The organism is Gordonia sp. DT30 (assembly GCF_049844915.1).
Lineage (GTDB): Bacteria > Actinomycetota > Actinomycetes > Mycobacteriales > Mycobacteriaceae > Gordonia.
The window spans coordinates 1-23189 of the sequence record NZ_JBNCLY010000018.1 but is presented as its reverse complement, the minus strand read 5'-3'; the positions used below and the strand labels follow the sequence as shown (position 1 = coordinate 23189).

Below are 23189 nucleotides of genomic sequence, written 5' to 3'. Positions count from 1 at the left end.
TGCCGGCCTGTGCCGCCTGCCACGCGAGGACCGTGCCGGTCACGGCCGAAGCCCCTTGTCACGGGCAACCGTGCCATCGGGATCCGTGCCGTCGGGGGCAACCGTACCGTCGGCACCGACCCGGCCGAGGTAGTAGTCGACCTCACGCGGCGCGGTGTCGTCGGTCACCTGGGCGGTGATGTCATGCGGAGTCGGATCGGTCCCGGGCGGCAGTGGTGCGAGGAGCTGCTGCTTCTCGTAGATCAGGTCGGCCCGGTTGTCGTCGGTCATCTCGTAGTCGTTGGTCATCGTGAGGGCGCGGGTGGGGCACGCCTCGATACACAGGCCACAGCCGATGCACCGCAGGTAGTTGATCTGGTACACGCGACCGTAGCGTTCGCCCGGTGAATACCGCTGTTCATCGGTGTTGTCGGCGCCTTCGACGAAGATCGCGTCGGCCGGGCACGCCCACGCACACAGTTCACAGCCCACGCACTTCTCCAGCCCGTCGGGGTGCCGATTGAGTTGGTGGCGACCGTGATAGCGCGGCGCGGTGGGCGTCTTCTCCTCCGGGTATTGCTCGGTCACGGTCGGGGCGAACATCGACGAGAATGTCACACCCATTCCGGCGAGCGGCTTGAAGAAATCAGGCATCGGTCGTCTCCTTCGGGTTGCGTACCGCAGCGGTGGCGCCGGGGAGCGGCGGAACCGGGAAACCACCGGCCATCGGGTCGAAAGCCGAGTCCGACACCGACTTCGGAGATATCGCAGGTGGCTGCGGGATGGGCGGGCGGACGACGCGGCGGATCAGCCAGAACAGCAGCAGCGTCACCACCAGACCGACCGCCGCCGTCACGATCGGGCGGATCAGGTCACCGTGTCCGGTCCCGACGGCCGCCCGGATCAGCGCCACCACCATCACCCAGGCGAGCGACACCGGGATGAGCACCTTCCATCCCAGGTTCATGAACTGGTCGTAGCGCAGGCGCGGCAGGCTGGTGCGCAGCCAGATGAACACGAACATGAACACCCAGACCTTGATGGTGAACCAGAGGATCGGCCACCAGCCGGAATTCGCCCCGGCCCACAGACTCAGCGGCCACGGCGCCTGCCAGCCGCCGAGGAACAAGGTGGTGGCCAGCGCCGACACGGTCACCATGTTGATGTATTCGGCGAGCATGAACATCGCGAACTTCAGCGACGAGTACTCGGTGTGGAATCCGCCGACCAGCTCGCCCTCGGCCTCGGGCAGATCGAACGGCGCACGGTTCGTCTCCCCCACCATCGACACCGCGTAGATGACGAACGACGGCAACATGATCAGCCCGTACCAGTAGTTGTGCTGGCCGGCAACGATTCCCGAGGTCGACATGGTGCCGGCCTCGAGGAACACCGCGGCGAAGGTCAGGCCCATGGCGATCTCGTAGGAGATGACCTGCGCGGTCGACCGCAGGCCGCCGAGCAGCGGGTAGGTCGAGCCCGACGACCAGCCGGCCAGAACGATCCCGTAGACACCGATCGAGGCCATCGCCAGGATGAACAGCACGGCCACCGGGAGATCGGTCAACTGCAATGGGGTGTGATGACCGAACACCGACACCGTCGGGCCGAACGGAATCACCGCGAACGCCATGATCGCCGGCACCACCGCGATGATCGGGGCGAGCAGGTAGAGCACCTTGTCGACACCGAACGGTGTGATGCCTTCTTTCAGGGCGAGTTTGACGCCGTCGGCGAGGCTCTGCAGCATCCCGTGTGGGCCCACCCGGTTCGGCCCGAGGCGGGTTTGCATGCGGGCCATGATCTTCCGTTCGGCCAGGATCGCGACTAGCGGGTTGACGATGAGGAAGGCGAAGACCGCAACGGCCTTGATGACCACCAGCCACCACGGGTCGTGGCCGAAATCGGTGAGAGCGGGATGGTCGGTGGCCGCCATGTTCACGACGCACCTCCCGCCGGACGGACGGCGACGATGTCACCGGCCTGGGCACGCAGTTGCGAATACACCGCGGAGCCGGGCGAATTCGTCGGTACCCACACGGTGTCGTCGACCATGTCGGTGATGTGCAGCGGCAGCGTGAGGTGCCCGCGGCCGGTGGCGACCTCGATGTCCTCACCGTGACGGGCGCCGACACGGGCCGCGGTTGTCTGCGACATCCGCGCCGGCGCCGGATGTGCGGTGCCGGCGAGGAACGGTTCACCGTCCTGGAGGCGGCCGTCGTCGAGGAGCAGATGCCACGTCGAGAGGATCGCCTGCCCGGCGCCGGGTGGTGAGGCGGGTTGCGGTGCCGGGACTTCGGTGTGCGGGCGTGGCCCGGTCCACGGACCGAGGCGATCCCATTGGGCGCGGATAGCATCGATCTCACCGCATTCCAGGTCGACGCCGACGCTGCGGGCCAGCGCGTCGAGCACCCGATGGTCGGGCAGGCGACCGGTGTCGCGCAGCGCGGTGGGGAACGGTCGTGCCCGTCCCTCCCAGTCGACGAACATCCCGGACTTCTCCGGTGCTGCCGCGACCGGCAGCACCACGTCGGCGCGGTCGGTGACCGCCGAGATGCGGATCTCCAGACTCACCACGAATCCGGCCGCCTCGACGGCATCGAGTGCCTTCTCTGGGTCCGGTAGGTCGGCGGGGTCGACGCCGCCGATCACGAGCGCGTCGAGGGCACCATGTCGTGCCGCGGTGAGGATTCCGGTGGTGTCGCGGCCTGTAGTCGATGGGAGATCGTCGACTCCCCACAGGGCGGCGACCTGTGCGCGAGCGGCCGCATCGGCCACCGGACGCCCGCCCGGCAGGAGGATGGGTAGGGCGCCGGCCTCGAGTGCGCCGCGATCGCCGGCCCGTCGCGGAATCCACGCGAGCCGGGCGCCGGTGCGCCGCCCGAGGCGCACCGCTGCCGACAACGCCCCGGGGGACTGTGCGAGACGCTCCCCGACCAGCAGCACCGATCCGGGCTCGGACAGCAGCGCGGCGGTGGCGTCGGTGTCGAGGACCGCGGTCTCGGCACCCGGTGCCGTGGGAATCAGGGTGCCGTCGAGCTTTTCGACGCCCGGGCTGCGCCACGGTGCGATGGCGTGGACCTGTTGGCCGGTGGTGCGCACCGCGCGACGCAGCCGCAGGAAGACGATGGGGGATTCCTCTTCCGGTTCGAACCCGGCGAGCACCACGGACGGTGCCGCGGCGAGCATGCGGTAGGTGAGGTCGTCGGGCCGAGCCGCGACGACCTCGGCCAAGAAGCCGGTCTCCTCGGCGGTGTGCGGCCGCGCCCGGAAGTCGATGTCGTTGGTAGCCAGTACGGTTCGGGCGAAGCGGGCGTAGGTGTATGCGTCCTCGGCGGTGATCCGGCCGCCGGTGAGGACCCCGGCCCGGCCGCGAGCGGCGCGGAGAACCTCGGCGGCGGTGCGCAACGCCTCCACCCAGGATGCCTCGCGCAGGTTGCCGTGCCGGTCGCGGACGAGGGGGGTGGCGAGTCGGTCGGGCTGAGCGGCGTAGGCGAACGCCCAGCGCCCTTTGTCGCAGTTCCACTCGTCGTTGACCTGCGGATCGTCGGCGGCGAGGCGCCGCAACACCTTTCCGCGCCGGTGATCGGTGCGCTGCGCGCATCCACTGGCGCAGTGTTCGCACGTGCTCGGGGTGGACACGAGGTCGAAGGGCCGGGCCCGGAAGCGGTAGGCGGTGCCGGTGAGCGCGCCGACCGGGCAGATCTGCACGGTGTTGCCGGAGAAGTACGAGTCGAACGGTGCATCGGTGGCCGTGCCGACCTGTTGCAGCGCACCACGTTCGGCGAGTTCGATGAGCGGATCGCCGGCGATCTGGTCGGCGAATCGGGTACACCGGGCGCAGAGTACGCAGCGTTCACGATCGAGGAGGACGGCCGACGAGAGTGGGATCGGCTTGGTGAACCTACGTTTGGGGCCGGTGAACCGGGAGACGGCGCGGCCGGCGGTCATCGCCTGGTTCTGCAGTGGACACTCACCGCCCTTGTCGCAGATCGGGCAGTCGAGCGGATGGTTGATGAGCAGCAATTCCATCACGCCGCGTTGGGCTTTGGCAGCCACTTCGGAGCCGAACTGGGTGCGGACCTCCATCCCTTCGGTGACCACGGTGGTGCACGAGGCGAGCGGTTTGCGCTGGCCCTCGACCTCCACCAGACACTGACGGCACGCACCCACGGGGGCCAGCAACGGGTGATCGCAGAACCGCGGGATCGAGATGCCGGCGCGCTCGGCGGCGCGGATGACCAAAGTACCCGGAGGGACGTGGATCTCGATGCCGTCGATGGTGGCGGTGACGAGTGCGGCCGTGCCGGAAGCCGGCCGATCGCCGGATATTGCGGTCATCGGGTCACCCCCGGAACGTACGGGGTGCGCACATCGGCGAAGACCGTCGACGCGGATCGGTCGAACGGGCAGCCGCCTGCTGGGTGGCCATCCGGACCGCGGGCGTGTGCGACGAACTCGTCGCGAAAGTACTCGAGCCCGGACACGATGGTGCTGCCCGCGCCATCACCCAGTGCGCAGAACGACTTTCCCACAACACCATTGGTGACATCGGCCAGCACATCGAGGGCGCCGGTGATCTCGTCGGCGCCGAGCTCGCCGGATTCGATGGCACGCAATTGGTGCACCAGCCAATAGGTGCCCTCGCGGCAGGGCGTGCACTTGCCGCAGGATTCGTGGGCGTAGAACTCGGTCCACCGCAACACCGCCCGCACCACGCAGGTGGTCTCGTCGAAGATCTGTAAGGCCTTGGTGCCCAACATCGATCCGGCCGCAGCCACCCCCTCGTAGTCGAGCGGTACGTCGAGGTGATCGGCGGTCAGCATCGGCGTCGAGGAACCGCCGGGCGTCCAGAACTTCAGTCGGTGCCCGTCACGGACCCCACCGGCACGTTCGAGCAACTGCCGCAGCGTGATTCCGAGTGGCGCCTCGTACTGGCCGGGATGGTTCACATGACCCGACAGGGAGTAGAGCGTGAAACCGGGGGACTTCTCGGTGCCCATCGACCGGAACCAGTCGACCCCGTTGCGCAGGATGGATGGGACGCTCGCGATGGATTCCACGTTGTTGACCACTGTCGGGCTCGCGTACAACCCGGCCACCGCCGGAAACGGGGGACGCAGACGAGGTTGGCCGCGACGCCCTTCCAGCGAGTCGAGCAGCGCGGTCTCCTCACCGCAGATGTAGGCGCCGGCACCGGCGTGGACGACCAGATCCAGGTCGAAACCCGAACCCAGGATGTTGCGTCCCAGATATCCGGCGGCGTAGGCGTCGTCGACCGCTCGGCGCAGTCGGCGCAGCACGCCCACCACCTCGCCACGCAGATAGATGAACGCGTGGCGGGCCCGGATGGCGTATGCGGCGATGATCGCGCCCTCCACCAACGTGTGCGGGGAGGCGAGTATCAGCGGCATGTCCTTGCAGGTGCCGGGCTCCGACTCGTCGGCATTGACCACCAGATAGTGCGATGGCGCGGCCGGGTCGGGATGGTCGGGATCTTGCTGCGGGATGAACGACCACTTGAGGCCGACCGGGAAACCCGCCCCGCCGCGGCCGCGTAGGCCAGACGCCTTGACGGCCTCGATCACGGCGTCGGGCGCCATGTCCAGCGCACTCCGCAGTCCGCGGTAACCGTTGTGGCGCAGGTAGTTCTCGAGTGTCCAGGACTCCGGCTCGGACCAGTGGCGCGAGAGCACGGGCGTCTGTGCGGGTTCGTGTTCGGCCGGCCCGTCGGCCGCGGGCTGCGCGTCGGTCGTCCGGCGTGCCCGGCCGGGCGAGCAATCGGCGACCACGCCGGCGAGGGTGCGGGCGGTGTCGCGGAAGCCGGCGACCGCGCGGTCGCCGCGACCGGGGACGACCGCGACCCCGGCGCGCAGATCCTCGACGAGTTCGACTGCCGACTCCGGGGTCTGCTGATCGAAGAACTCCCAGTTGACCATCACCACCGGCGCGAGATCACAGGCCGCATTGCATTCGATGTGTTCGACGGTGATGCGCTGATCGGCAGTCGTCTCGCCGGGTGCGATGCCGAGATGCGCACAGAGGCGCTCTAGGATGCGGTCGCCACCGAGCACACCGCACAGGGTGTTGGTGCACACGCCGATGAAGTATTCGCCGGTCGGGGTGCGTCGGAACATCGAATAGAACGTGGCCACTGCGGCCACCTGCGCGGTGCTCAATCCGAGAATGTCTGCGCACAAGGCGATTCCGGCCTGGGTGAGATGCCCGTCTTCGGACTGCATCAGGTGCAGCAGCGGCAACAGGGCCGATCGTGGCTGTGGGTAGCGGGCCACGATCGGTATCGACTCGGCACGCAGGCGTTCGGCGGTCTCCGGCCGATACTCGGCCGGACCGTCGAATTCGATCGGCCCGTGCGGACGCGACGCACAGGCCGAGACCGGTCCGGCCGGTGGCGGCGCACCAGCAGCGCCCAGCTCGAGGTATACCGGTTCACTCATCGGTCGACGCCCCCCATCACCGGGTCGATGCTGGCCACCGCGGTGATCACATCGGCGACCATGCCGCCCTCGCACATCGCGGTCACCGCCTGCAGATTCGTGAACGACGGATCGCGGAAATGTACTCGGTAAGGCTGGGTTCCGCCGTCGGAGACCATGTGGACGCCGAGTTCGCCGCGCGGCGATTCGACGGCCACGTAGCATTGGCCCGGTGGCACCCGCATCCCTTCGGTGACGAGTTTGAAGTGGCGGATCAGCGATTCCATCGACGAACCCATGATCTCGGCGATGTGCTCCGGTGAGTTGCCGAGGCCGTCGGAACCGACGGTGAGGTCGGCCGGCCAGGCGATGTGGGCATCGGTCACCATGACCGGGCCGGGGCGCAGACGGGCCAGGCACTGCTCGACGATCCGTACCGATTCGGTCATCTCTCGCACACGAATGACATACCGGCCGTAGGCGTCACACGAGTCCTCGGTGATGACGTCGAACTCGTAGTCCTGATAGCCGCAATACGGCTCGGTCTTGCGGATGTCGTGCGGCAGACCTGTCGCGCGCAGGATCGGCCCGGTGATGCCGAGTGCCATACAGCCCGTCAGATCGAGATATCCGACGTCACAGGTGCGGGCCTTCCAGATGTAGTTGTCGGTCAACAGATCCGAGAGTGCAGCGAGCTTCGACGGTAGGCTCGCCACCGTCTTGGCGATCGTCTCGGCCGCGCCGTCCGGAAGGTCGGCGGCCACCCCGCCGGGCCGGATGAATGCATGATTCATCCGCAGCCCCGTGATGAGTTCGAACAGGTCGAGGATCTGTTCACGAATCCCGAAGCCGGAGAACATCGCCGTCACCGCACCGAGTTCCATCCCGCCGGTGGCCAGCGCCACCAGATGTGAGGCGATGCGGTTCAATTCCATCAACATCACCCGGATCACCGATGCACGTTCGGGGATCGCGTCGGTGATACCCAGCAGCTTCTCCACCGCGAGGCAATAGGCGGCTTCGTTGAAGAACGGTGACAGATAGTCCATCCGAGTGACAAAGGTGACGCCCTGAATCCAGTTGCGAAACTCCAGGTTCTTCTCGATCCCGGTGTGCAGGTAGCCGATTCCGCAGCGTGCCTCGGTGACGGTCTCGCCCTCGATCTCCAGGATCAGCCGCAACACGCCGTGCGTGGACGGATGCTGCGGGCCCATGTTGACCACGATCCGCTCCTCGCCGGTGTTCGCGGCGGCGCGCGCAGACACCGCGGAGACGATCTCGTCCCAGTCCTGACCGGAGATCGTGTACGTGTGCTCGGATCGATGGTCGAGTTCGGTCATGAGTACCGCCTCCGGCGCTCGGGCGGTGCCACACGAGTCCCCTTGTACTCCACCGGAACACCACCCAGCGGATAGTCCTTGCGCTGCGGATGGCCGACCCAGTCGTCGGGCATCGTGATGCGGGTGAGTGCGCGGTGGCCGTCGAAGACGATGCCGAAGAAGTCGTAGGTCTCGCGTTCGTGCCAGTCGTTGGTGGGATAGATCTCGCACAGGCTGGGGATGTGCGGATCGCGGTCGGGCACCGCGACCTCCAGCCGCAGCCGCCGATTGTGGGTGATCGACGTCAGCGGATATACCGCATGCAGTTCGCGTCCGGCATCATCGGGGTAGTGAACTCCGTTGACACCCAAGCACAATTCGAAGCGCAGCAGCGCATGATTGCGAAGCGTCCGGGCTACCGCGGGCAGGTGACGCGCCACCACGTAGAGCGTCAGCTCGCCGGCGTGGATCTCGACCTTCTCGACGGCCTCTGCGAAGGTCGGTCCGGCGTCGGCAGCCAGTGCCGCAGCCAATTCATCGACGATGAGGTCGAAGTATCCGCCGTACGGACGCCGGGCAGCCTGCCGCGTGACGGTTTGCACGAGTCCGCCGTATCCGGAGGTGTCGCCACTGCCGTGCACGCCGAACAGGCCGTGGCGCACGCCGATCACCTCGTCGGTGCCCCGATCGCCGGTGGTCATCGCGTCGTCATGGGGTTCGGGGTCAAGGGGTCCCGGGCTGTCGGTCATCGCAGCAGCCCCTTCAACTCGAAGGTCGGAGTCGCTTGCAGGGCAGCCTGTTCGGCAGCCCAGATCGCCTCCTCGCGGTTCACTCCCAGCGGCATCTCGCCGATCTTCTGGTGCAACGCGAGAATGGCGTTGAGCAGCATCTCGGGCCGCGGTGGGCAACCGGGCAGGTAGATGTCGACGGGCACCACATGATCGACGCCCTGCACGACGGCGTAGTTGTTGAACATGCCGCCGGAGCTGGCGCAAACTCCCATTGCCAGAACCCATTTGGGCTCGGGCATCTGGTCATAGATCTGACGCAGGACCGGCGCCATCTTCTGGCTGACCCGTCCGGCGACGATCATCAGGTCGGCCTGTCGAGGCGACGCACGGAAGGCCTCCATCCCGAAGCGGGCCAGGTCGTAGCGACCGGCCGTGCTCGCCATCATCTCGATCGCACAGCAGGCCAGCCCGAACGTCGCCGGCCACAACGAACCCTTGCGCATGAACCCGGCGAGGTCTTCCACCGTGCTCAGCAGAAATCCGCTGGGCAGCTTCTCTTCGAGGCCCATGGTCACCTCCTCGCGCCGGACGGGTCATCGGCACCGTGGTGCCGTATTTGCTATCCGGCTGTTCCCTTGGGATCGGCCTGTGTGTGGTCGATTTCTGTCTCGCGCATTCCGCGCATTCGCATGCTGGGCGCCACGTCAGCCCCAGCCCAGTCCGCCGCGGCGCCATTCGTAGGCGTAGGCCACCGACACGTTCACGATGAACAGCGCCATCGCGGCCAGCCCGAACCAGCCGAGCGCGTCGAAGGTGACCGCCCATGGGTACAGGAACACGATCTCGATGTCGAAGATGATGAACAGCATGGCGGTCAGGTAGTACTTGACCGGAATTCTTTGCACCACAGTTTCTCTGACGCCGGTGCGAGAGATGCCTCCGCCGATCGGCTCGATCCCGCATTCGTAGGCGTCCAGTTTGGCGCGGTTGGCCCGGCGCGGGCCGACCGCCGAGGCGATGAACACCGAGAACACCGCGAAGCCGAGCGCGATCACGCCGAGAACGAGGATCGGAATGTATGCGTTCATCGCCGGTTCGGTCCCTCCGTGCGCTTGCCCGGTCGGTGGCTCACCTGCCGCAGCGTCTGGTGTGAGATACACCACAACCTTACAAGCGGATGGCGCTGTGTCGAGGGATTTGGGTGCAGGGATTTGGCCGAGTTCTCGCACGGCCGTGCCGACTCATGGTGCGCGGTGCCGCACGATGCGTGCGGTTCTCAGTCGGGTTGTTGCGGCGATCTGCCACGCAGCATGTCGCCGAGCGCGGCGGGTAACTCGATCGGATCGACCGGCAGCGCGGCGGTGGCGTCGGCACGTGACCAGTCGGCGAGCCAGCGGTCGTCGGAGCGGGCGATCAGCACCAGCGTGGGCGGTCGCGGATCGTATTCGTCACTCATCTGCTTGGCGATGCCCAGGCCGCCCTCCGGGGCCGCCTCTCCGTCGAGGATCGCGACGTCGACGTTGCCGGCGTCGAGTTGGGTGAAGACCATCGGGCCGGTCGCGACCTCGAGGAAGCTCAACTCGGGTAGTCCCGGGTCGAGACGGGTACCGAGCGCCCCGATGACCTGCCTGCGGGTGTCGGCGTCATCGGAATAGACCAACACCCGCAACACCGAAGGTGGTTGTGGCGAAACGTCATCGAGGCCGGTCACGTCGTCGATGCTACGTCAACGTGGCTGGTCTTCCCGCCGTCCGCGGGCGTGTCAGTGCTCGGTCGAGAAGCCGGCGCGCCGGCGATGCGATTCGAGCGCCAGGGAGACCAGCCGGTCGATGAGGTCGGGATAGGGCAGTCCGGTGGCGTCCCACAGCTTCGGATACATCGAACCGGGCGTGAAACCGGGAATGGTGTTGACCTCGTTGAGGAGCCAGCCGCGGCCGAGTTCCTCGTAGAAGAAGTCGATGCGCGCCATGCCGACACACCGCATCGCGGTGAAGACGCGGGCGGCCAGTTCGCGGACCTCGGCGACGGCATCCGCGGACAGCGGCGCGGGGATCACCAATTTCGCGGCGCCGGTGATGTATTTGTCCTCGTAGTCATAGAATTCGCTGCCCGGCATGATCTCGCCGGGCACCGATGTCTCGGGCAGCGCGTTGCCGAGAACGGCGATTTCCACCTCGCGGCCGTCGACCATCTCCTCGATGACCACCACATCGTCGTAGCGCAACGCCAGATTGATCGCGGCGTCGAGTTCGGCCGCGTCGTGGGCCTTGGTGATACCGACCGACGAGCCCATGTTGGCCGGTTTGACGAACACCGGCAGCCCGAGTTCTTCGATGGCGCGGAATGCGACGGTCTGCGGGTCGTCGACCCCATCGCGGAATTCCAGCCACCGGCACTGCGGGATTCCGGCCTGCGCGGCCACCACCTTGGCCATGCCCTTGTCCATGCAGACCGACGAGCCGAGCACGCCGGATCCGACGTAGGGCAGGCCGAACAGTTCCAGCATGCCCTGGATGGTGCCGTCTTCACCATGCGGGCCGTGCAGCAGCGGCAGGACGACGGTGACGGCATTCGCGGTGTGGTGGCGCAATTCGGCGAGCGGATCGACGGTCGTACCGGCGATGTCGAGTTCGCCGGGCAGCGCCGTCTTGTCGGCCAGTGCGGCGATGACCTTGTCGTTGCGGACCCACGTCCCGTTCTTGCCGATGCCGATCGGCACGACCTCGTACTTGGCCGGGTCGGCGGCGGCGATCACATGGGCGGCGGTGACCCGGGAGACGTCGTGCTCGGCGGATGCGCCGCCGTAGAGCACGACGAGACGCAGCAGGGGAGAGGACATGGGTGTCACGATACGGCGCGCGTGCCCGAACGCTCATCCGAGTTCGCCGACGCCGGTGCGGACGTCCCGGACATCGCGGCTAGCGTTATGGCGTGCACATCCAGGCAAGTGAGATCGCCGACGCGGTCGGCGGGCAGTTGATCGGCACCGACGTGACCGTCGACGGGGCGACCATCGATTCCCGTGCGGTCACCGCCGGGCAGTTGTTCGTGCCGATCGTCGCCGCCCGCAACGGTCACGACTTCATCCCGGCCGCGGTCACCGAGGGTGCCACGGCCTACCTGACGTCGGAGGAACCGCGTCCGGCGGTCGCGGCCACCGCCATCACCTGCGACGACACCGCCGCGGCGCTCGCGGACGTCGGCCGGCTGGTCCGTCGCCGGCTGCCCGAGCGGGTCGTCGGAGTGACCGGGTCGGTCGGCAAGACCTCGACCAAGGATCTCCTCGCCGGTGTACTGGCGACGACCTTCGTCACCACGGCCAGCCAGAAGTCGTTCAACAACGAACTCGGCCTGCCGCTGACCCTGGCCGATGCGAGCGATGACACCGAGGCCGTCGTCCTCGAGATGGGCGCGCGCGGCATCGGCCACATCGCGCACCTGTGTTCCATCGCGCACCCGACCGTGGGCATCATCACCCGGGTCGAGGGCGTCCATCTGGAGATGTTCGGTGACATCGAGGCCGTCGGCCGCGCGAAAGGCGAACTCGTCGAGTCGTTGCCGGCCGACGGGATCGCCGTCCTCAATGCCGACCACAAACACGTCATCGCCATGGCCGACCGCACGTCGGCGCAGGTCCTGAGCTTCGGGCTGACGCCGTCGGCGGACGTGTCGGCCACCGACATCCGGGTCGACGCCGCGCTGCGTGCATCGTTCCGGCTGCACACGCCGTGGGGGTCGACCGACATCACGCTGGGCGCGCGTGGGGAGCACCAGGTGTCCAACGCGCTCGCCGCGGCCGCGGCCGCCGGTGGGCTGGGCGTGCCCGTCGAGGCGATGGCCGAGGGGTTTCTGGGTGCCGCGCTGTCGGGTCTGCGGATGGAACTGATCACCACCGACTCCGGCGTCACCATCCTCAACGACGCCTACAACGCCAACCCGACGTCGATGTCGGCGGCGTTGCGGTCGCTGGTCGCCCTCGACGCGCGTCGGCGCGTCGCCGTGCTGGGCACGATGGCCGAACTGGGTGATCAGTCCGCCGCTGCGCATCAGGCGATCGCGCTCGAGGCGCAGGCGCTGGGCGTCGAGGTGATCGCCGTGGACGAGCCCGACTACGGCTCGACGGCGCGCCACGTCGTCGGCATCGAGGGCGCTGCCGACGCCCTCGCCGATATCGGCGAGCGCGACGTCGTGCTCGTCAAGGGCAGCCGGGTCGCGGCGCTCGAACGGGTCGCCGACGCGTTGCGCTGACCGCCCGGCCGGGCGGCCGAGTGCTGCCGGCAGGCTATGTCTGCCGGGCGGCGTTGGCCCGGATCACGTCGCGCAGGTAGGCGGCGAGTCCGGGCGCGATGTCGTCGTAGTGCTTGGTGAACCGTGGATCGGCGACGTACATGTCGCCCAGGCACACCTGCATCTCGTGGCCGCAGTCGTAGAACTTCTCGATCCCGGCGCGATGCTGCTCCGCGAGCTCGTTGGCCTCGGCCGACCCGGGGTGACACCCCGGCGCATCGCGGCGGCCAGCGCCGCCTCGAAGGCGTCGGTCTGCTCCTTGATCTGCTGCCAATCCGCCTTCGTGTATGCCGCGGTGCGCTGCCGGCTCTGCTTCCAGGCGTCGGTGTCGCCCCAGCGCTCCTGCGCCTCGTCGGCGTACTCGTCGCCGAGCAGGTGGGCCAGCGCGTCGGCCGTCGGGTCGTCGAGCAGGATCGCTATCTGCTCGAGGGGAAATCCCAGTTCCCGGTAGGTGAGGACCTGGTGCAGCCGTTCGACGTCGGCGTCGTCGTAGACGCGGTAGCCGGCGCGCGTACGGCCGGACGGCACCACGAGCCCGATGCTGTCGTAGTGGTGCAGGGTGCGCACGCTCACGCCGACGAGCCGGGCCGTTGCGCCGACGGTCAGCTCACCGGGCCCCGATGACGCCGCGCGGGTGCCTCTGGACCGAAAATCGGGATGTCCTTCGCTCACCTCGCCACCTTCGGGTCTGACGTCGCGTGAGGGTCAAGCACGAATGCCGGACGCGCGATGGATCTCAGGTCAGGGGGTCAAACCGATGGCCTTGTTGCCGGACTGGCATGCGGCCAGGATTCCGCGGGCCTCCGACGGGCCGCACGTCCAACCCGAGACCTGCTGCTCGTGGCCCGTCGCGATCTTCGGGCTGTATTCGGTCGCCACCTTCTGGGCCGTCGCGCAGTCGACGTTTCCGGCGAGCACGAGTACTCGCAGGGCGCCGTCCGGGCCGGGGACGTTACCGCAGGTGGTGGCCGTCGCCGCAGCCGAGGATACGGCGCTCGTCCTGGTGGTGTGGGTGGCCGAGTGCGGGCTCGGTCCGGCGACCACGGGCACGCTCGTTGCGGGCGCGGACGCGGCGGGGGTGGATGTGCCACCGGCGTCGGACTGCTGTTCGTCACCGCAGGCGGCGAGCGAAGCCGTCGCGATCGCCGCCATCCCGACGATGCCGAACCACTGCCACGTGATCCGGCGACGAGTGCGAGGTGATCGAGAGCGAAGTGACATGGTCTTCACGGTAGCGAACCCGGGGATGGTCCAGGCCGGGGCTGCTCGTCCGGTTTGGGCGCCATCGCGGTGTCCTGCGAAGATGCATCGGTGACCTCGCACGACACCGCGCCCACCGACCCCCGGAAGCTGGGGCCTTCCTTCCGGATCGGCACCCGGTTGCCCGGCGCCCGGTCGCCCGGTGCGCTGGGCCGCACCGGCGTCATCACGACGCCCCACGGCGACATCCATACGCCCGCATTCGTTCCGGTCGGGACCAAGGCGACGGTCAAGACCGTGTTGCCGGAGTCGGTGGCGGCCCTCGGCGCGCAGGCAGTGCTGGCCAACGCCTATCACCTCTATTTGCAACCGGGCGCGGAGATCATCGACGAGGCGGGTGGGCTCGGCGCCTTCATGAACTGGCCGGGACCGACCTATACCGACAGCGGCGGATTCCAGGTCATGTCGCTCGGCGCCGGATTCAAGAAGGTCATCTCGATGGACCTGACCGGAGAGCAAGACGACCACAAGATCGCCGAAGGCCGCGAACGGCTTTCGCATGTCGACGACGACGGGGTGACGTTCAAGTCGCATCTGGACGGATCGTTCCACCGCTTCTCTCCCGAGGTGTCGATGCGCATCCAGCATCAACTCGGGGCTGACATCATCTTTGCCTTCGACGAGCTCACGACGTTGATGAACACCCGTGGCTACCAAGAGAATTCGCTGGAGCGGACCCGGCTGTGGGCGATTCGCTGCCTGGCCGAGCACAACCGGCTCTCGCTCGACCGCGGCCACCGCCCGCAGCAGTCGTTGTGGGGCGTCATCCAGGGTGCCCAGTACGAGGATCTGCGACGCAAGGCTGCGCGCGACCTCACCGAACTGTCCCGGATCGACCGAGAGTCGGGCGGAAAGGGCTTCGGCGGCTATGGGATCGGTGGCGCACTGGAGAAGGACAACCTCGGCACGATCGTCGGCTGGGTCAACTCCGAGCTGCCCGAGGACACGCCCAAACATCTGCTCGGCATCAGCGAACCCGACGACATCTTCACCGCCATCGAGAACGGTGTGGACACCTTCGATTGTGTCTCGCCCACGCGCGTGGCCCGCAACGGCGCGGTGTACACGCGCGACGGGCGGGTGAACATCACCAATTCGCGCTTCCGCCGCGACTTCGGGCCGATCGACCCCGAGATCACCAACTACACATCGCAATACACGCGCGCCTACCTGCACCACCTGTTCAAGGCGAAAGAAGGGCTGGCCGCCACCCTGGCCACCCTGCACAACGTCGCCTTCATCATCGACATGGTCGACGGTGCGCGGGACGCGATCGACAACGGCGACTACCCGGCCTACCGCGACGAGTTCCTCGGCCGCTACTACGCGGGCCGCAATCGCTGACGGTGGGCCGGCTGCGACCGTCCATGCGTGTCAAGGCCATTCGTCGTCGGAGACGATCCACGGCGTGCGCGGCAGCTCGGCAGGGTCGAATCTCGATGCAAGCGTGTCGATGTCGACGTGCTCACCCGGGGCGGCCAGCCGCAGCGACACCGCGATGTGGTCGAGGACGGTGCCGGGGCCGATGCCGAGAGCAGCGAGATCGGCGAGGGTGATCGCGCCGTCACGTTTGCTCAGCCGGACATGCTCGGGATTGAGCACCATGGGGACGTGCGCGTAGGTGGGCGGGGTGTGGCCCAGCAACGTGGCGAGGTAGGCCTGCCGGGGAGCCGACGTCAGCAGGTCGTCGCCTCGGCACACCTGGTCGATTCCCTGCTCGGCGTCGTCGACGACGACCGCGAGGTTGTAGGCGGGGGTGCCGTCGCCGCGTTGGATGACGAAGTCGTCGACGGCACCGGTGTAGGAACCGTGTAGCACGTCATGGACGGTGAATTCGGTGCGGTCGGCGAGGATCCGGATCGCCGGCGGTCGTCCGGTGGCGCGCTTCTCGGCGCGCTGTTGTGCGGTCAGGGTGCGGCAGGTGCCCGGGTATGCCCCGGGCGGGGTGTGAGGTGCGCTCGGCGCGTCGAGGATTTCCCTTCGCGTACAGAAGCATTCGAAGGTGCGGCCCGCGTCGTTCAGTCCGTCGATGATCTGCCGGTAACGGGGCAGCCGATCGGTCTGGTAGCGGACCGGCGGCTCCCAGTCGAGGCCCAGGGCGTGCAGGTCGGCCATCTGGCCGGCGTCGGCGCCGACGGCGGTACGGTCCAGATCCTCCATGCGGAGCAGGAATCGGCGTCCACCGGTGCGGGCGAACAGCCACGCCAGCACCGCAGTGCGCAGATTACCCACATGCAGGGGCCCGGACGGGGACGGCGCGAATCGTCCCGCCGGAGTGGCCCCGGAAACGCCAGGATCGTCGGTCATTGCCCTACAGGCTACAAGTGGGCGACGATGGAGCCGTGGATCTCCCCGTGAACCCTCCGGTCGCGCCCATGCTGGCCAAGGCGGTGACCGCCGTGCCCGTCCAGCCGGCCGGCGAGCCGGAATGGTCCTACGAACCGAAGTGGGACGGTTTCCGCGCGTTGATCTTTCGGGACAGCGAGGAGGTGTTCATCGGGTCCCGCGGCGGGAAGGACCTCGCCCGCTACTTTCCCGAGATCGTGGCCGCCGCCCGCGAGGAGCTGCCCACCAAGGTGGTGCTCGACGGCGAGATCGGGGTGCCGTCGGCGATCGACGGGACCCAGCGCCTCGACTGGGACTCCCTCGCTCAACGCATTCACCCCGCGGCTTCGCGGGTGACGATGCTCGCCGAGACCACCCCGGCGATCTTCATCGGCTTCGACGCCCTCGCGCTCGGAACCGTCGCGGTCAAGGACGAACCGTTGCGTGTCCGTCGTGAGACGCTCGTCGAAGCGATCGGCCCGGGCGGGCGTGACCGCCGCTTCCACGTCAGCCGGGTCACCACCGACGCCGCGCTCGCCGAGGAATGGTTCGCGGAGTTCGAGGGCGCCGGCCTCGACGGGGTCGTCGCCAAACGCCTTGCCGGGCGCTACATCGAGAACAAGCGCGAGATGGTGAAGATCAAGCACAAACGGACCGCCGATTGCGTGGTGATCGGGTACCGCGTCCACAAGAGCGGTACCGGCCTCGGATCGATGCTGCTCGGCCTGTATTACGACGGTGATCTCCGGATGGTCGGTGGCGCAGGAGCTTTCACCGACGCCAAGCGTATCGAGCTGCAGGAGATGTTCGAGCCGATGCGGCTCGATCCGGAGCGGCCCGCGGCCGGTGAGCCGACGCGGTGGCGGTCGGAGAAATCCGGGGAGTGGATTCCGATCCGCCCCGAACTCGTCGCCGAGGTGGCCTACGACCAGATGGAGAACGGCCGATTCCGGCACACCGTGAAATTCCTGCGGTGGCGCCCGGACCGGGAGCCGGAGAGCTGCGGCTACGAACAACTCGAGGTGCCGTTGACCTACGATCTGCGCGACGTCCTGGAAGGACAAGACTGACATGGCATCTCGTTCGCCCGCCGAGGAACTCGACGTCGGCGGCATCGCCGTCCGGATGAGCAATCCGGACAAGATCTACTTCCCCGAACTCGGTGCCGACGGTGGTCGCAAACGCGATCTGGTCGGCTATTACCGGGCGATGGCGCTGCTCGACGACGGCGGTGACGGACCGATCATGACGGCGCTGCGCGACCGGCCGACCTTTCTGCAACGGTTTCCCGACGGCATCGAGGGCGACGAGATCTATCAGAAGCACATCGCGAAGAAGCGGCCCGAACACGTCAAGTCCACGCGAATCACCTTCCCGTCCGGTCGCACCGGGGATGCGCTGCGCCCCACGGTGCCCGCCGACATCGTGTGGGGCGCCAATCTCGGTACCGTCACCTTTCACAGCTGGCCCACCCACGACGAGGACAACGATCATCCCGACCAGCTGCGCATCGACCTCGACCCGCAGCCCGGCACCGATTTCGACGATGTCCGCCGCGTCGCCGTCGAGATCCTCGCACCGCTGTTGGACGAACTGGGATACACGGGATTTCCCAAGACCTCCGGTGGACGCGGAATCCATGTCTTCGTGCCCATCGAGCCGTTGTGGGACTTCATCGCGACGCGCCGAGCGGTGATCGCGATCGCCCGCGAGATGGAGCGCCGCGATCCCGACGCAGTGACCACGTCGTGGTGGAAAGAGGACCGCGGAGAACGCATCTTCATCGACTTCAACCAGAACGCCCGCGACCGGACGATGGCCTCACCGTATTCGGTGCGGCGCAGCGCGAACGCACGGGTGTCGACGCCGCTCACGTGGCAGGAGCTCGCCGACGCCGACCCGGACGACTGCACAATGGCCACCGTCCCGGATCTCGTTGCCCGCCGGGGTGATCCGATGGCCGACATCGCCGATCACCGGCACGGTCTGCAGCCGCTGCTGGAGATGGTGGCGCGCGACGACGCGAACGGTCTCGGCGACCTGCCCTACCCGCCGAGTTATCCGAAGATGCCGGGTGAGCCGCCGCGCGTGCAGCCCAGCAAAAAGGTTGCCGCACACTGGGATGAGCAGGGCAACCGGATCGACTGAGCGTTCAGCCGAAGGCCTGTCCGGCCCACTGCGCGAAGGACTGCCAGCCCACCTGCGGGAACTGCTGGTGCAGTTGCGGAATGTTGACGCGGTAGCCGGTGCTACCGAGATAGGTGAACATCGCACGCATATCCGGTGACGAAATGCGTTCGGGATCATAGGATTCGGCCTGCACTGTCCGTCCTCGCACCGAGGAGAGGACGGCGGCCATCTGGCCCGGGGTGACCGAGTCCGACGCGATGTCGATACGTGCGCCGACGTGTGCCGCGGGATCGGCGAACAGGGTGGCGACGAAGGAACCGAGGTCGGCCCGCGAGAGTTGCTGCAACGGCATCTCGGTGGGTATCGCGATCAACAATGCTCCGGCGTCGAGCGCGTCGGTGTTCCCGAAGATGTTGTCGTAGAAGTAGGTCGGGCCGACCACGGTGTGCGGGATGTCGGTGGCCGCGAGACGTTGCTCGACCTGATATTTCGACTCGAAGTGGGGGATACCGGTGCCCTGGTCGGCGCTCGCCACCGAGGAGAACACCAGATAGGGCAACGATGCCGCACGCCCGGCGGCGATGATGGCGTCGCCCTGGGCCAGTTCGGCGTCGACGCCGGACTCGAAGGGAGTGGTCAACGCGAACGCTCCGGCGGTGCCGGCGAACGCCTCGGTGAGTCCGTCGCCACTCACCAGGTCCGCGACCGCGAGCTCTACGCCGCGTCCGGCCAGTGCCTGCGCTCGCGGCGAGTCGGGTTCCCGCACCACCGCGCGCACTGCCCGGTCGACGTCGAGGAGCGCGTCGACGACAGCGCCGCCCTGACCGCCGGTGGCGCCCAGTACCGCGATCGGCGCAGATGACGCGGGTGTGGACATCGTGGTTCCCTTCGACGGTGGCGACCCGAGTCTACGTTTCGGGCATCGACGATTCCGGGTTGTCCGGCGACTTCCGAGTGGCCGTGATCACCTGACGATTCACGATCGCAAAGAGCGTGTTAGGTTACCTGCACTCTTTGGACTACAGGAAGACGAGAAGACATGCGTATCAAACTGCTGGCGGCGTTGGTGCTCGGCGCGGTGGGTCTGGTGGCCGCTCCGGTGGCCACGGCGCAGGCGGCTGTCCCGACGGTCCGTTCGGGGATGGCGATCAACGTCGACGAGACCATCGTGACCTCGACGTCGTGCACGCTCGGTGCCGTCGTGTCGCCGTCGAAGGCCCTCACGGCCGGGCACTGTGGTCACGTCGGACAGGTGGTGTACACCGATCAGGGCGACGTCATCGGCAAGATCACCGCCAACCAGATCACCCGTGGACTCGACATCGCAGTGATCTCGCTTGCCCCGCATACGCGTGCCCAACTCGATACCGTCGCCTGGGGTGCGGCCATCACCAAGGGTGAGCGCGTCACCAAAATGGGCGTGACCAGTGGCTTCAGTGCCGGCACCATCGCCGACCCGAAGCCGACCATGCGGACCGCCTACGGCTACTCCTTTGCGCCCCCGTTCCTGCTGCAGAACTCGACGGTCAGCGTGCGCGCAGTGCTCTTCTCCCGTGAGGGCGACAGCGGTTCCGGCATCCGCGACGCGGGCGGCAATGTCGTGGGCATCCTGTCGGCGGGAGCCTCCGACAACGACACGCTCGTCGCCCCGGTCTCCCTGCTTCCCGCCGGGCTGCGTTGACCGACGTCGGGCATTCCGCCGACGTGAAGCAGGGCGTCGGCGGACGCGGTCGGAAGCACGGGTTTGGGTTGGACGCCCGCGCCCGGTTATGATCGACCGTCGTTGGAGGATTCGCCTAGTGGCCTATGGCGCTCGCCTGGAACGCGGGTTGGGTTAACGCCCTCGGGGGTTCGAATCCCCCATCCTCCGCCAAACGGTGTCAGTCGAGCTCGGCGCGTACGCAAGTGCGTGCCGAGCTCGTTTCGTTGGTGGGGCGTTGGCCTGTGTTGATTCCTTCGGTCCGGCGCGTTCGTGCGATGACATCGCCGCTCCTCGGCTGCTTGATAGTGGCCCGAGTGTTCAAGTTGCCGGACCTCTCGCTGAGTGCTTTGCTTGCTGCATATCGAGATGCACGATTGCGCATCTCCGGGTGCGCGGTGTCGGATGGTGAGGGGAATGGGATGGCAGTGGGCATGAGTTCGCGCGTGCGGTGGCGGGCAGCAGCATCACGCCGAGTGCTCGTGGGCGCCGGCATGGCACTTGCGGTGACCGCGGCGGTGTGTGGTTCCGGCGTGGCTGGTGCGGCGCCGGGTTCGTTTGCTGATAAGCAGACGACGAAGCGGACGGGTGATGGTTGGGTGGTGTCGGCGGTCAAGTCGCAGGAGCGGGTGCGGTCGGTGCCACCGTTGAACCAATCATCGTGGACGCGTGAGGGTTTCCTCTCCTTGAGGGGCGAGGGCCTGATCGCTGGAACCGGTTCGGTGCCGGTCCAGGCGGGCACGGTGGCGGCGGGATTCCAGATCGGTTGCAACACGGATGTGACCTCGGGTGTGACGGTGGGGGTCTCGGGTGGTCCGTCGGCGCAGATGAATATTTCGTATCCGCCGGCGGTGGTGATCGGTGCGACGGTCACCCCGAATGTTTCGACCACGCTGCGGCCGGGCACGATCGCCGATATTCCGTTCGGGTCGAAGAAGCTGCAGACCGGCACGGCCGGTATCACTGTCGATGGGGTGCATGTGAAGGTCGATGGCTGTTTGGGCCCGGTCGCGCTGCGCGCCTATGTGACGGTGAGTGTGTCGACTGCGTTGAACGACAACACGATCAACGTGTACGGCGAACCCCACTACTTGTGACAGATCGGCCGCGCACGTGGGCGGCTCGTGCACTTTGATCTCTCGACTTCCGCTAATGTGACGATCTCGCGAAGGGCTGTGATCTGCTATGAGTGCTCCTGCTTCGCCTGTTCCCGGTGGTGCGCATCGCCTTGACACCGATGCGGCGGCCACCGAACGCCCCATCGCATCTGGCGCTGACCGTTCGCCCGCTGACGGTGCGCCAGCGGGCGCCGACGACGATGCTGCCGGTCGTGGCGTTCCTGTACTCACGGTGGTGTTGTTCCTGCTCGGCTGCGTGTTGCTGGTGCTCGCCGCAGCGAACCTGGCGAATCTCGGTGCGTGGTCGGATCGGTGGGGTGTGATTCCGGTGTTCCTGGTGTTCTTTGTGGTGATGTCGGTTGCCGGGCGCTGGTTTTGGGCCGGCGCGGATGCGATCCTCGGTGCCCTGATGTGGGGCAAAGCCAAATGATCCCCTGCACTCAACAGCACGCCGGAGAGTCGGTGAGGTCGAAGGTTCGTCGTGGCCGTCATCGGCTTCCGCGTCGTCGTCTCGGTGCCGGGCTGATGGTCGCCGCGGTGTTGGCGATCGGCGGTGGGGTGACGGTGGCGGCGTTGGGGAGTGATCCGGTTCCGGCGCGCGCGGATGCGTTGTGTGATCAGATGCGCGCCCAGTACGGTTCGAATTGGCCGTGTATTTCGGTGCCGACGAACACGTTTCAGCCGACTACGAATACGCCGGCACCCACGCCTGGCGGCAGCGGTGCGGGTGCTGGTGGGCCGCAGGTCGGGTCGAATATCGGGCCCGGGCCCGGTGAGGGCGACGGCACCCCGATCGTGACCGTGCCCGGCCAAGCCGCCCCACGGACACCGGCAGGTGGCGGTACCGGAAACGGCGGCGCCACATCGCCTGACGCCAGGAATGGGCCGACCGCGCCGACACCGGCTCCGCCCGCCGGCGGTGGGCGGCTACCGGTGGTGCCTTCCACTGCTGCCCCGGCTGTCACAACGGTTCCAGGAGTCGTGATCGCGCCCCCTGAGGCCGGCGACCCGCCGCGCGCGTTGGCACCGGGGGCGAAGCACCCGGAAGTTCCGTTGGCGGCGTGGGTCGTGGCGGGTGCGGCGGCATTCGCTGCCGCGAATCCGTGGGTGCGGCGCGCTGGGCTCGGCGTGCGGTCGGCGATGAAGGGAGGATCGACCGCTTCGCGGGGCGGAGAATGGGGGCGCCGTTTCGGTTATGCCCAGGCGGCAGCAATACGTCCGCAACACGGGCCCGACGATCCGAGCGCAAACGATGTTGCGCCTCACGAGCATCATGATCTGTCACCGAGTAGCGGTACGGGTGATAACGGTGGCAACACGACCATCAACGGTGGTGATGGCGGGGGCGGCTCGACATGGAGCGGTGGTGGTGGCGTGGGCGACGGTGGAGACAACGGCAACTCGCAGTCCACGCTGCAGTCTCCCGCACCCGAGACTGCTCCAGCTCCGGATGTCGAGCCGACTCCCGATCCGCAGGACAAACAGCCGTCGTACACTATGCCGAACTACGTAGCTCCTGGCGGCGACAGCGGCATCGAAGCTGACCCGGTCTTCTTCCTCATCGATGACGCTGCCGAAGCTGCGATTCTTGCTCTTCTGCTCTCCGCCATCATGGCCACGATCATCAGCGAATACGGCTGGGAGTGGGTACGTACCCACCCCGACCAACTGCCCGATCTGATGATCGACAAGCTTCCTGGATGGCTCGCCGACCAGGTCGATAAGGTGAAGGACTGGATCAGTCAGTACTTCACGGAGAATCATGACGGCAACGGTGACGACGCACCTGATCGGTCAAAGCCGTGGCAAGGACAGGGTGACAACCCCCTAGTGTCCCGCGCCGTTAATTCGTTTTAGAAGTCTGCCGAGGGATTCGAGTATCTCTTCGGCGGTCTTGGTCCACA

At 67.3% G+C, this 23189-nt stretch carries 21 protein-coding genes, 1 tRNA gene and 1 pseudogene; 9 read left to right on the top strand and 14 right to left on the bottom strand.

What is annotated here, in order from left to right; translation table 11 throughout:
- Positions 1 to 39: 39 nt before the first annotated feature.
- From nuoI to ACLQ3C_RS16090, 10 genes are all read right to left on the bottom strand, one after another.
- Entirely contained in the window at positions 40 to 633 is a 594-nt protein-coding gene (nuoI, locus tag ACLQ3C_RS16135) for an NADH-quinone oxidoreductase subunit NuoI (RefSeq protein ID WP_425706100.1), read from the bottom strand.
- Positions 626 to 1921 (bottom strand): NADH-quinone oxidoreductase subunit NuoH, encoded by a 1296-nt coding sequence (gene nuoH / locus ACLQ3C_RS16130; protein WP_425706099.1) that lies wholly within the window; start codon positions 1919 to 1921, stop codon positions 626 to 628. The genes nuoI and nuoH overlap by 8 nt, the downstream gene beginning before the upstream one ends.
- The gene (locus ACLQ3C_RS16125) at positions 1918 to 4320 is read right to left on the bottom strand and encodes an NADH-quinone oxidoreductase subunit G (RefSeq protein WP_425706098.1); all 2403 of its coding nucleotides are present in this window, start codon (positions 4318 to 4320) and stop codon (positions 1918 to 1920) included. The genes nuoH and ACLQ3C_RS16125 overlap by 4 nt, the downstream gene beginning before the upstream one ends.
- Positions 4317 to 6437, bottom strand: coding sequence for an NADH-quinone oxidoreductase subunit NuoF (gene nuoF, locus ACLQ3C_RS16120; RefSeq protein WP_425706097.1), 2121 nt, complete (start codon positions 6435 to 6437; stop codon positions 4317 to 4319). The genes ACLQ3C_RS16125 and nuoF overlap by 4 nt, the downstream gene beginning before the upstream one ends.
- Positions 6434 to 7756, bottom strand: a complete 1323-nt coding sequence (nuoD, locus tag ACLQ3C_RS16115; RefSeq protein WP_425706096.1) for an NADH dehydrogenase (quinone) subunit D — start codon at positions 7754 to 7756, stop codon at positions 6434 to 6436. The genes nuoF and nuoD overlap by 4 nt, the downstream gene beginning before the upstream one ends.
- A complete protein-coding gene (locus ACLQ3C_RS16110; RefSeq protein ID WP_425706095.1) occupies positions 7753 to 8484 on the bottom strand; it encodes an NADH-quinone oxidoreductase subunit C in 732 nt (243 codons plus the stop codon). The genes nuoD and ACLQ3C_RS16110 overlap by 4 nt, the downstream gene beginning before the upstream one ends.
- On the bottom strand, positions 8481 to 9035 hold the full coding sequence (locus ACLQ3C_RS16105) for a NuoB/complex I 20 kDa subunit family protein (RefSeq protein WP_425706094.1): 555 nt from the start codon (positions 9033 to 9035) through the stop codon (positions 8481 to 8483). The genes ACLQ3C_RS16110 and ACLQ3C_RS16105 overlap by 4 nt, the downstream gene beginning before the upstream one ends.
- Before the next feature lie 135 nt (positions 9036 to 9170).
- Positions 9171 to 9554, bottom strand: coding sequence for an NADH-quinone oxidoreductase subunit A (locus ACLQ3C_RS16100; protein ID WP_425706093.1), 384 nt, complete (start codon positions 9552 to 9554; stop codon positions 9171 to 9173).
- A 188-nt stretch (positions 9555 to 9742) separates the two neighbouring features.
- A complete protein-coding gene (locus ACLQ3C_RS16095) occupies positions 9743 to 10177 on the bottom strand; it encodes a hypothetical protein (RefSeq protein WP_425706092.1) in 435 nt (144 codons plus the stop codon).
- Positions 10178 to 10228: 51 nt separating this feature from the next.
- A complete protein-coding gene (locus tag ACLQ3C_RS16090) occupies positions 10229 to 11305 on the bottom strand; it encodes a D-alanine--D-alanine ligase family protein (protein ID WP_425706091.1) in 1077 nt (358 codons plus the stop codon).
- A 92-nt stretch (positions 11306 to 11397) separates the two neighbouring features.
- Between ACLQ3C_RS16090 and ACLQ3C_RS16085 the strand changes: the two genes are divergently transcribed.
- Positions 11398 to 12714 carry a UDP-N-acetylmuramoyl-tripeptide--D-alanyl-D-alanine ligase gene (locus ACLQ3C_RS16085; protein ID WP_425706090.1) on the top strand — a complete coding sequence of 439 codons (1317 nt, stop codon included), beginning with the start codon at positions 11398 to 11400 and terminating at the stop codon, positions 12712 to 12714.
- 34 nt (positions 12715 to 12748) lie between these two features.
- On the opposite strand, the pseudogene ACLQ3C_RS16080 reads toward ACLQ3C_RS16085, so the two are convergent.
- A pseudogene (locus tag ACLQ3C_RS16080) lies at positions 12749 to 13425 on the bottom strand (MerR family transcriptional regulator).
- 69 nt (positions 13426 to 13494) lie between these two features.
- Positions 13495 to 13974, bottom strand: coding sequence for a hypothetical protein (locus tag ACLQ3C_RS16075; protein WP_425706089.1), 480 nt, complete (start codon positions 13972 to 13974; stop codon positions 13495 to 13497).
- A gap of 90 nt (positions 13975 to 14064) precedes the next feature.
- On the opposite strand from ACLQ3C_RS16075, the gene tgt reads away from it, so the two are divergent.
- Positions 14065 to 15357, top strand: coding sequence for a tRNA guanosine(34) transglycosylase Tgt (gene tgt, locus ACLQ3C_RS16070; RefSeq protein ID WP_425706088.1), 1293 nt, complete (start codon positions 14065 to 14067; stop codon positions 15355 to 15357).
- A gap of 30 nt (positions 15358 to 15387) precedes the next feature.
- Here the strand turns inward: tgt and gluQRS are convergent, their stop codons facing one another.
- Complete coding sequence (gene gluQRS, locus ACLQ3C_RS16065) at positions 15388 to 16320, bottom strand: tRNA glutamyl-Q(34) synthetase GluQRS (RefSeq protein WP_425706087.1); 933 nt, start codon at positions 16318 to 16320, stop codon at positions 15388 to 15390.
- A 35-nt stretch (positions 16321 to 16355) separates the two neighbouring features.
- On the opposite strand from gluQRS, the gene ACLQ3C_RS16060 reads away from it, so the two are divergent.
- Both ACLQ3C_RS16060 and ACLQ3C_RS16055 read left to right on the top strand, forming a co-directional pair.
- Positions 16356 to 17408: an ATP-dependent DNA ligase gene (locus tag ACLQ3C_RS16060; RefSeq protein ID WP_425706086.1), complete on the top strand. Its 1053-nt coding sequence runs from the start codon at positions 16356 to 16358 to the stop codon at positions 17406 to 17408.
- 1 nt (position 17409) lies between these two features.
- Entirely contained in the window at positions 17410 to 18486 is a 1077-nt protein-coding gene (locus ACLQ3C_RS16055) for a DNA polymerase domain-containing protein (RefSeq protein WP_425706085.1), read from the top strand.
- Between the two features lie 4 nt (positions 18487 to 18490).
- On the opposite strand, the gene ACLQ3C_RS16050 is transcribed toward ACLQ3C_RS16055, so the two are convergent.
- Entirely contained in the window at positions 18491 to 19345 is an 855-nt protein-coding gene (locus tag ACLQ3C_RS16050; protein ID WP_425706084.1) for an NmrA/HSCARG family protein, read from the bottom strand.
- A 162-nt stretch (positions 19346 to 19507) separates the two neighbouring features.
- Here ACLQ3C_RS16050 and ACLQ3C_RS16045 point away from each other — a divergent pair, with 162 nt between their 5' ends.
- The 5 genes from ACLQ3C_RS16045 (at position 19508) to ACLQ3C_RS16025 (ending at position 23142) form a co-directional block, all read left to right on the top strand.
- Positions 19508 to 20149 carry a trypsin-like serine protease gene (locus ACLQ3C_RS16045; RefSeq protein ID WP_425706083.1) on the top strand — a complete coding sequence of 214 codons (642 nt, stop codon included), beginning with the start codon at positions 19508 to 19510 and terminating at the stop codon, positions 20147 to 20149.
- A 104-nt stretch (positions 20150 to 20253) separates the two neighbouring features.
- Positions 20254 to 20341 (top strand) — tRNA-Ser (locus ACLQ3C_RS16040).
- A gap of 260 nt (positions 20342 to 20601) precedes the next feature.
- Complete coding sequence (locus ACLQ3C_RS16035) at positions 20602 to 21264, top strand: MspA family porin (protein WP_425706082.1); 663 nt, start codon at positions 20602 to 20604, stop codon at positions 21262 to 21264.
- An 88-nt stretch (positions 21265 to 21352) separates the two neighbouring features.
- Positions 21353 to 21715 (top strand): hypothetical protein, encoded by a 363-nt coding sequence (locus tag ACLQ3C_RS16030; RefSeq protein ID WP_425706081.1) that lies wholly within the window; start codon positions 21353 to 21355, stop codon positions 21713 to 21715.
- A gap of 551 nt (positions 21716 to 22266) precedes the next feature.
- On the top strand, positions 22267 to 23142 hold the full coding sequence (locus ACLQ3C_RS16025) for a hypothetical protein (RefSeq protein WP_425706080.1): 876 nt from the start codon (positions 22267 to 22269) through the stop codon (positions 23140 to 23142).
- The last annotated feature ends 47 nt before the right edge of the window (positions 23143 to 23189 follow it).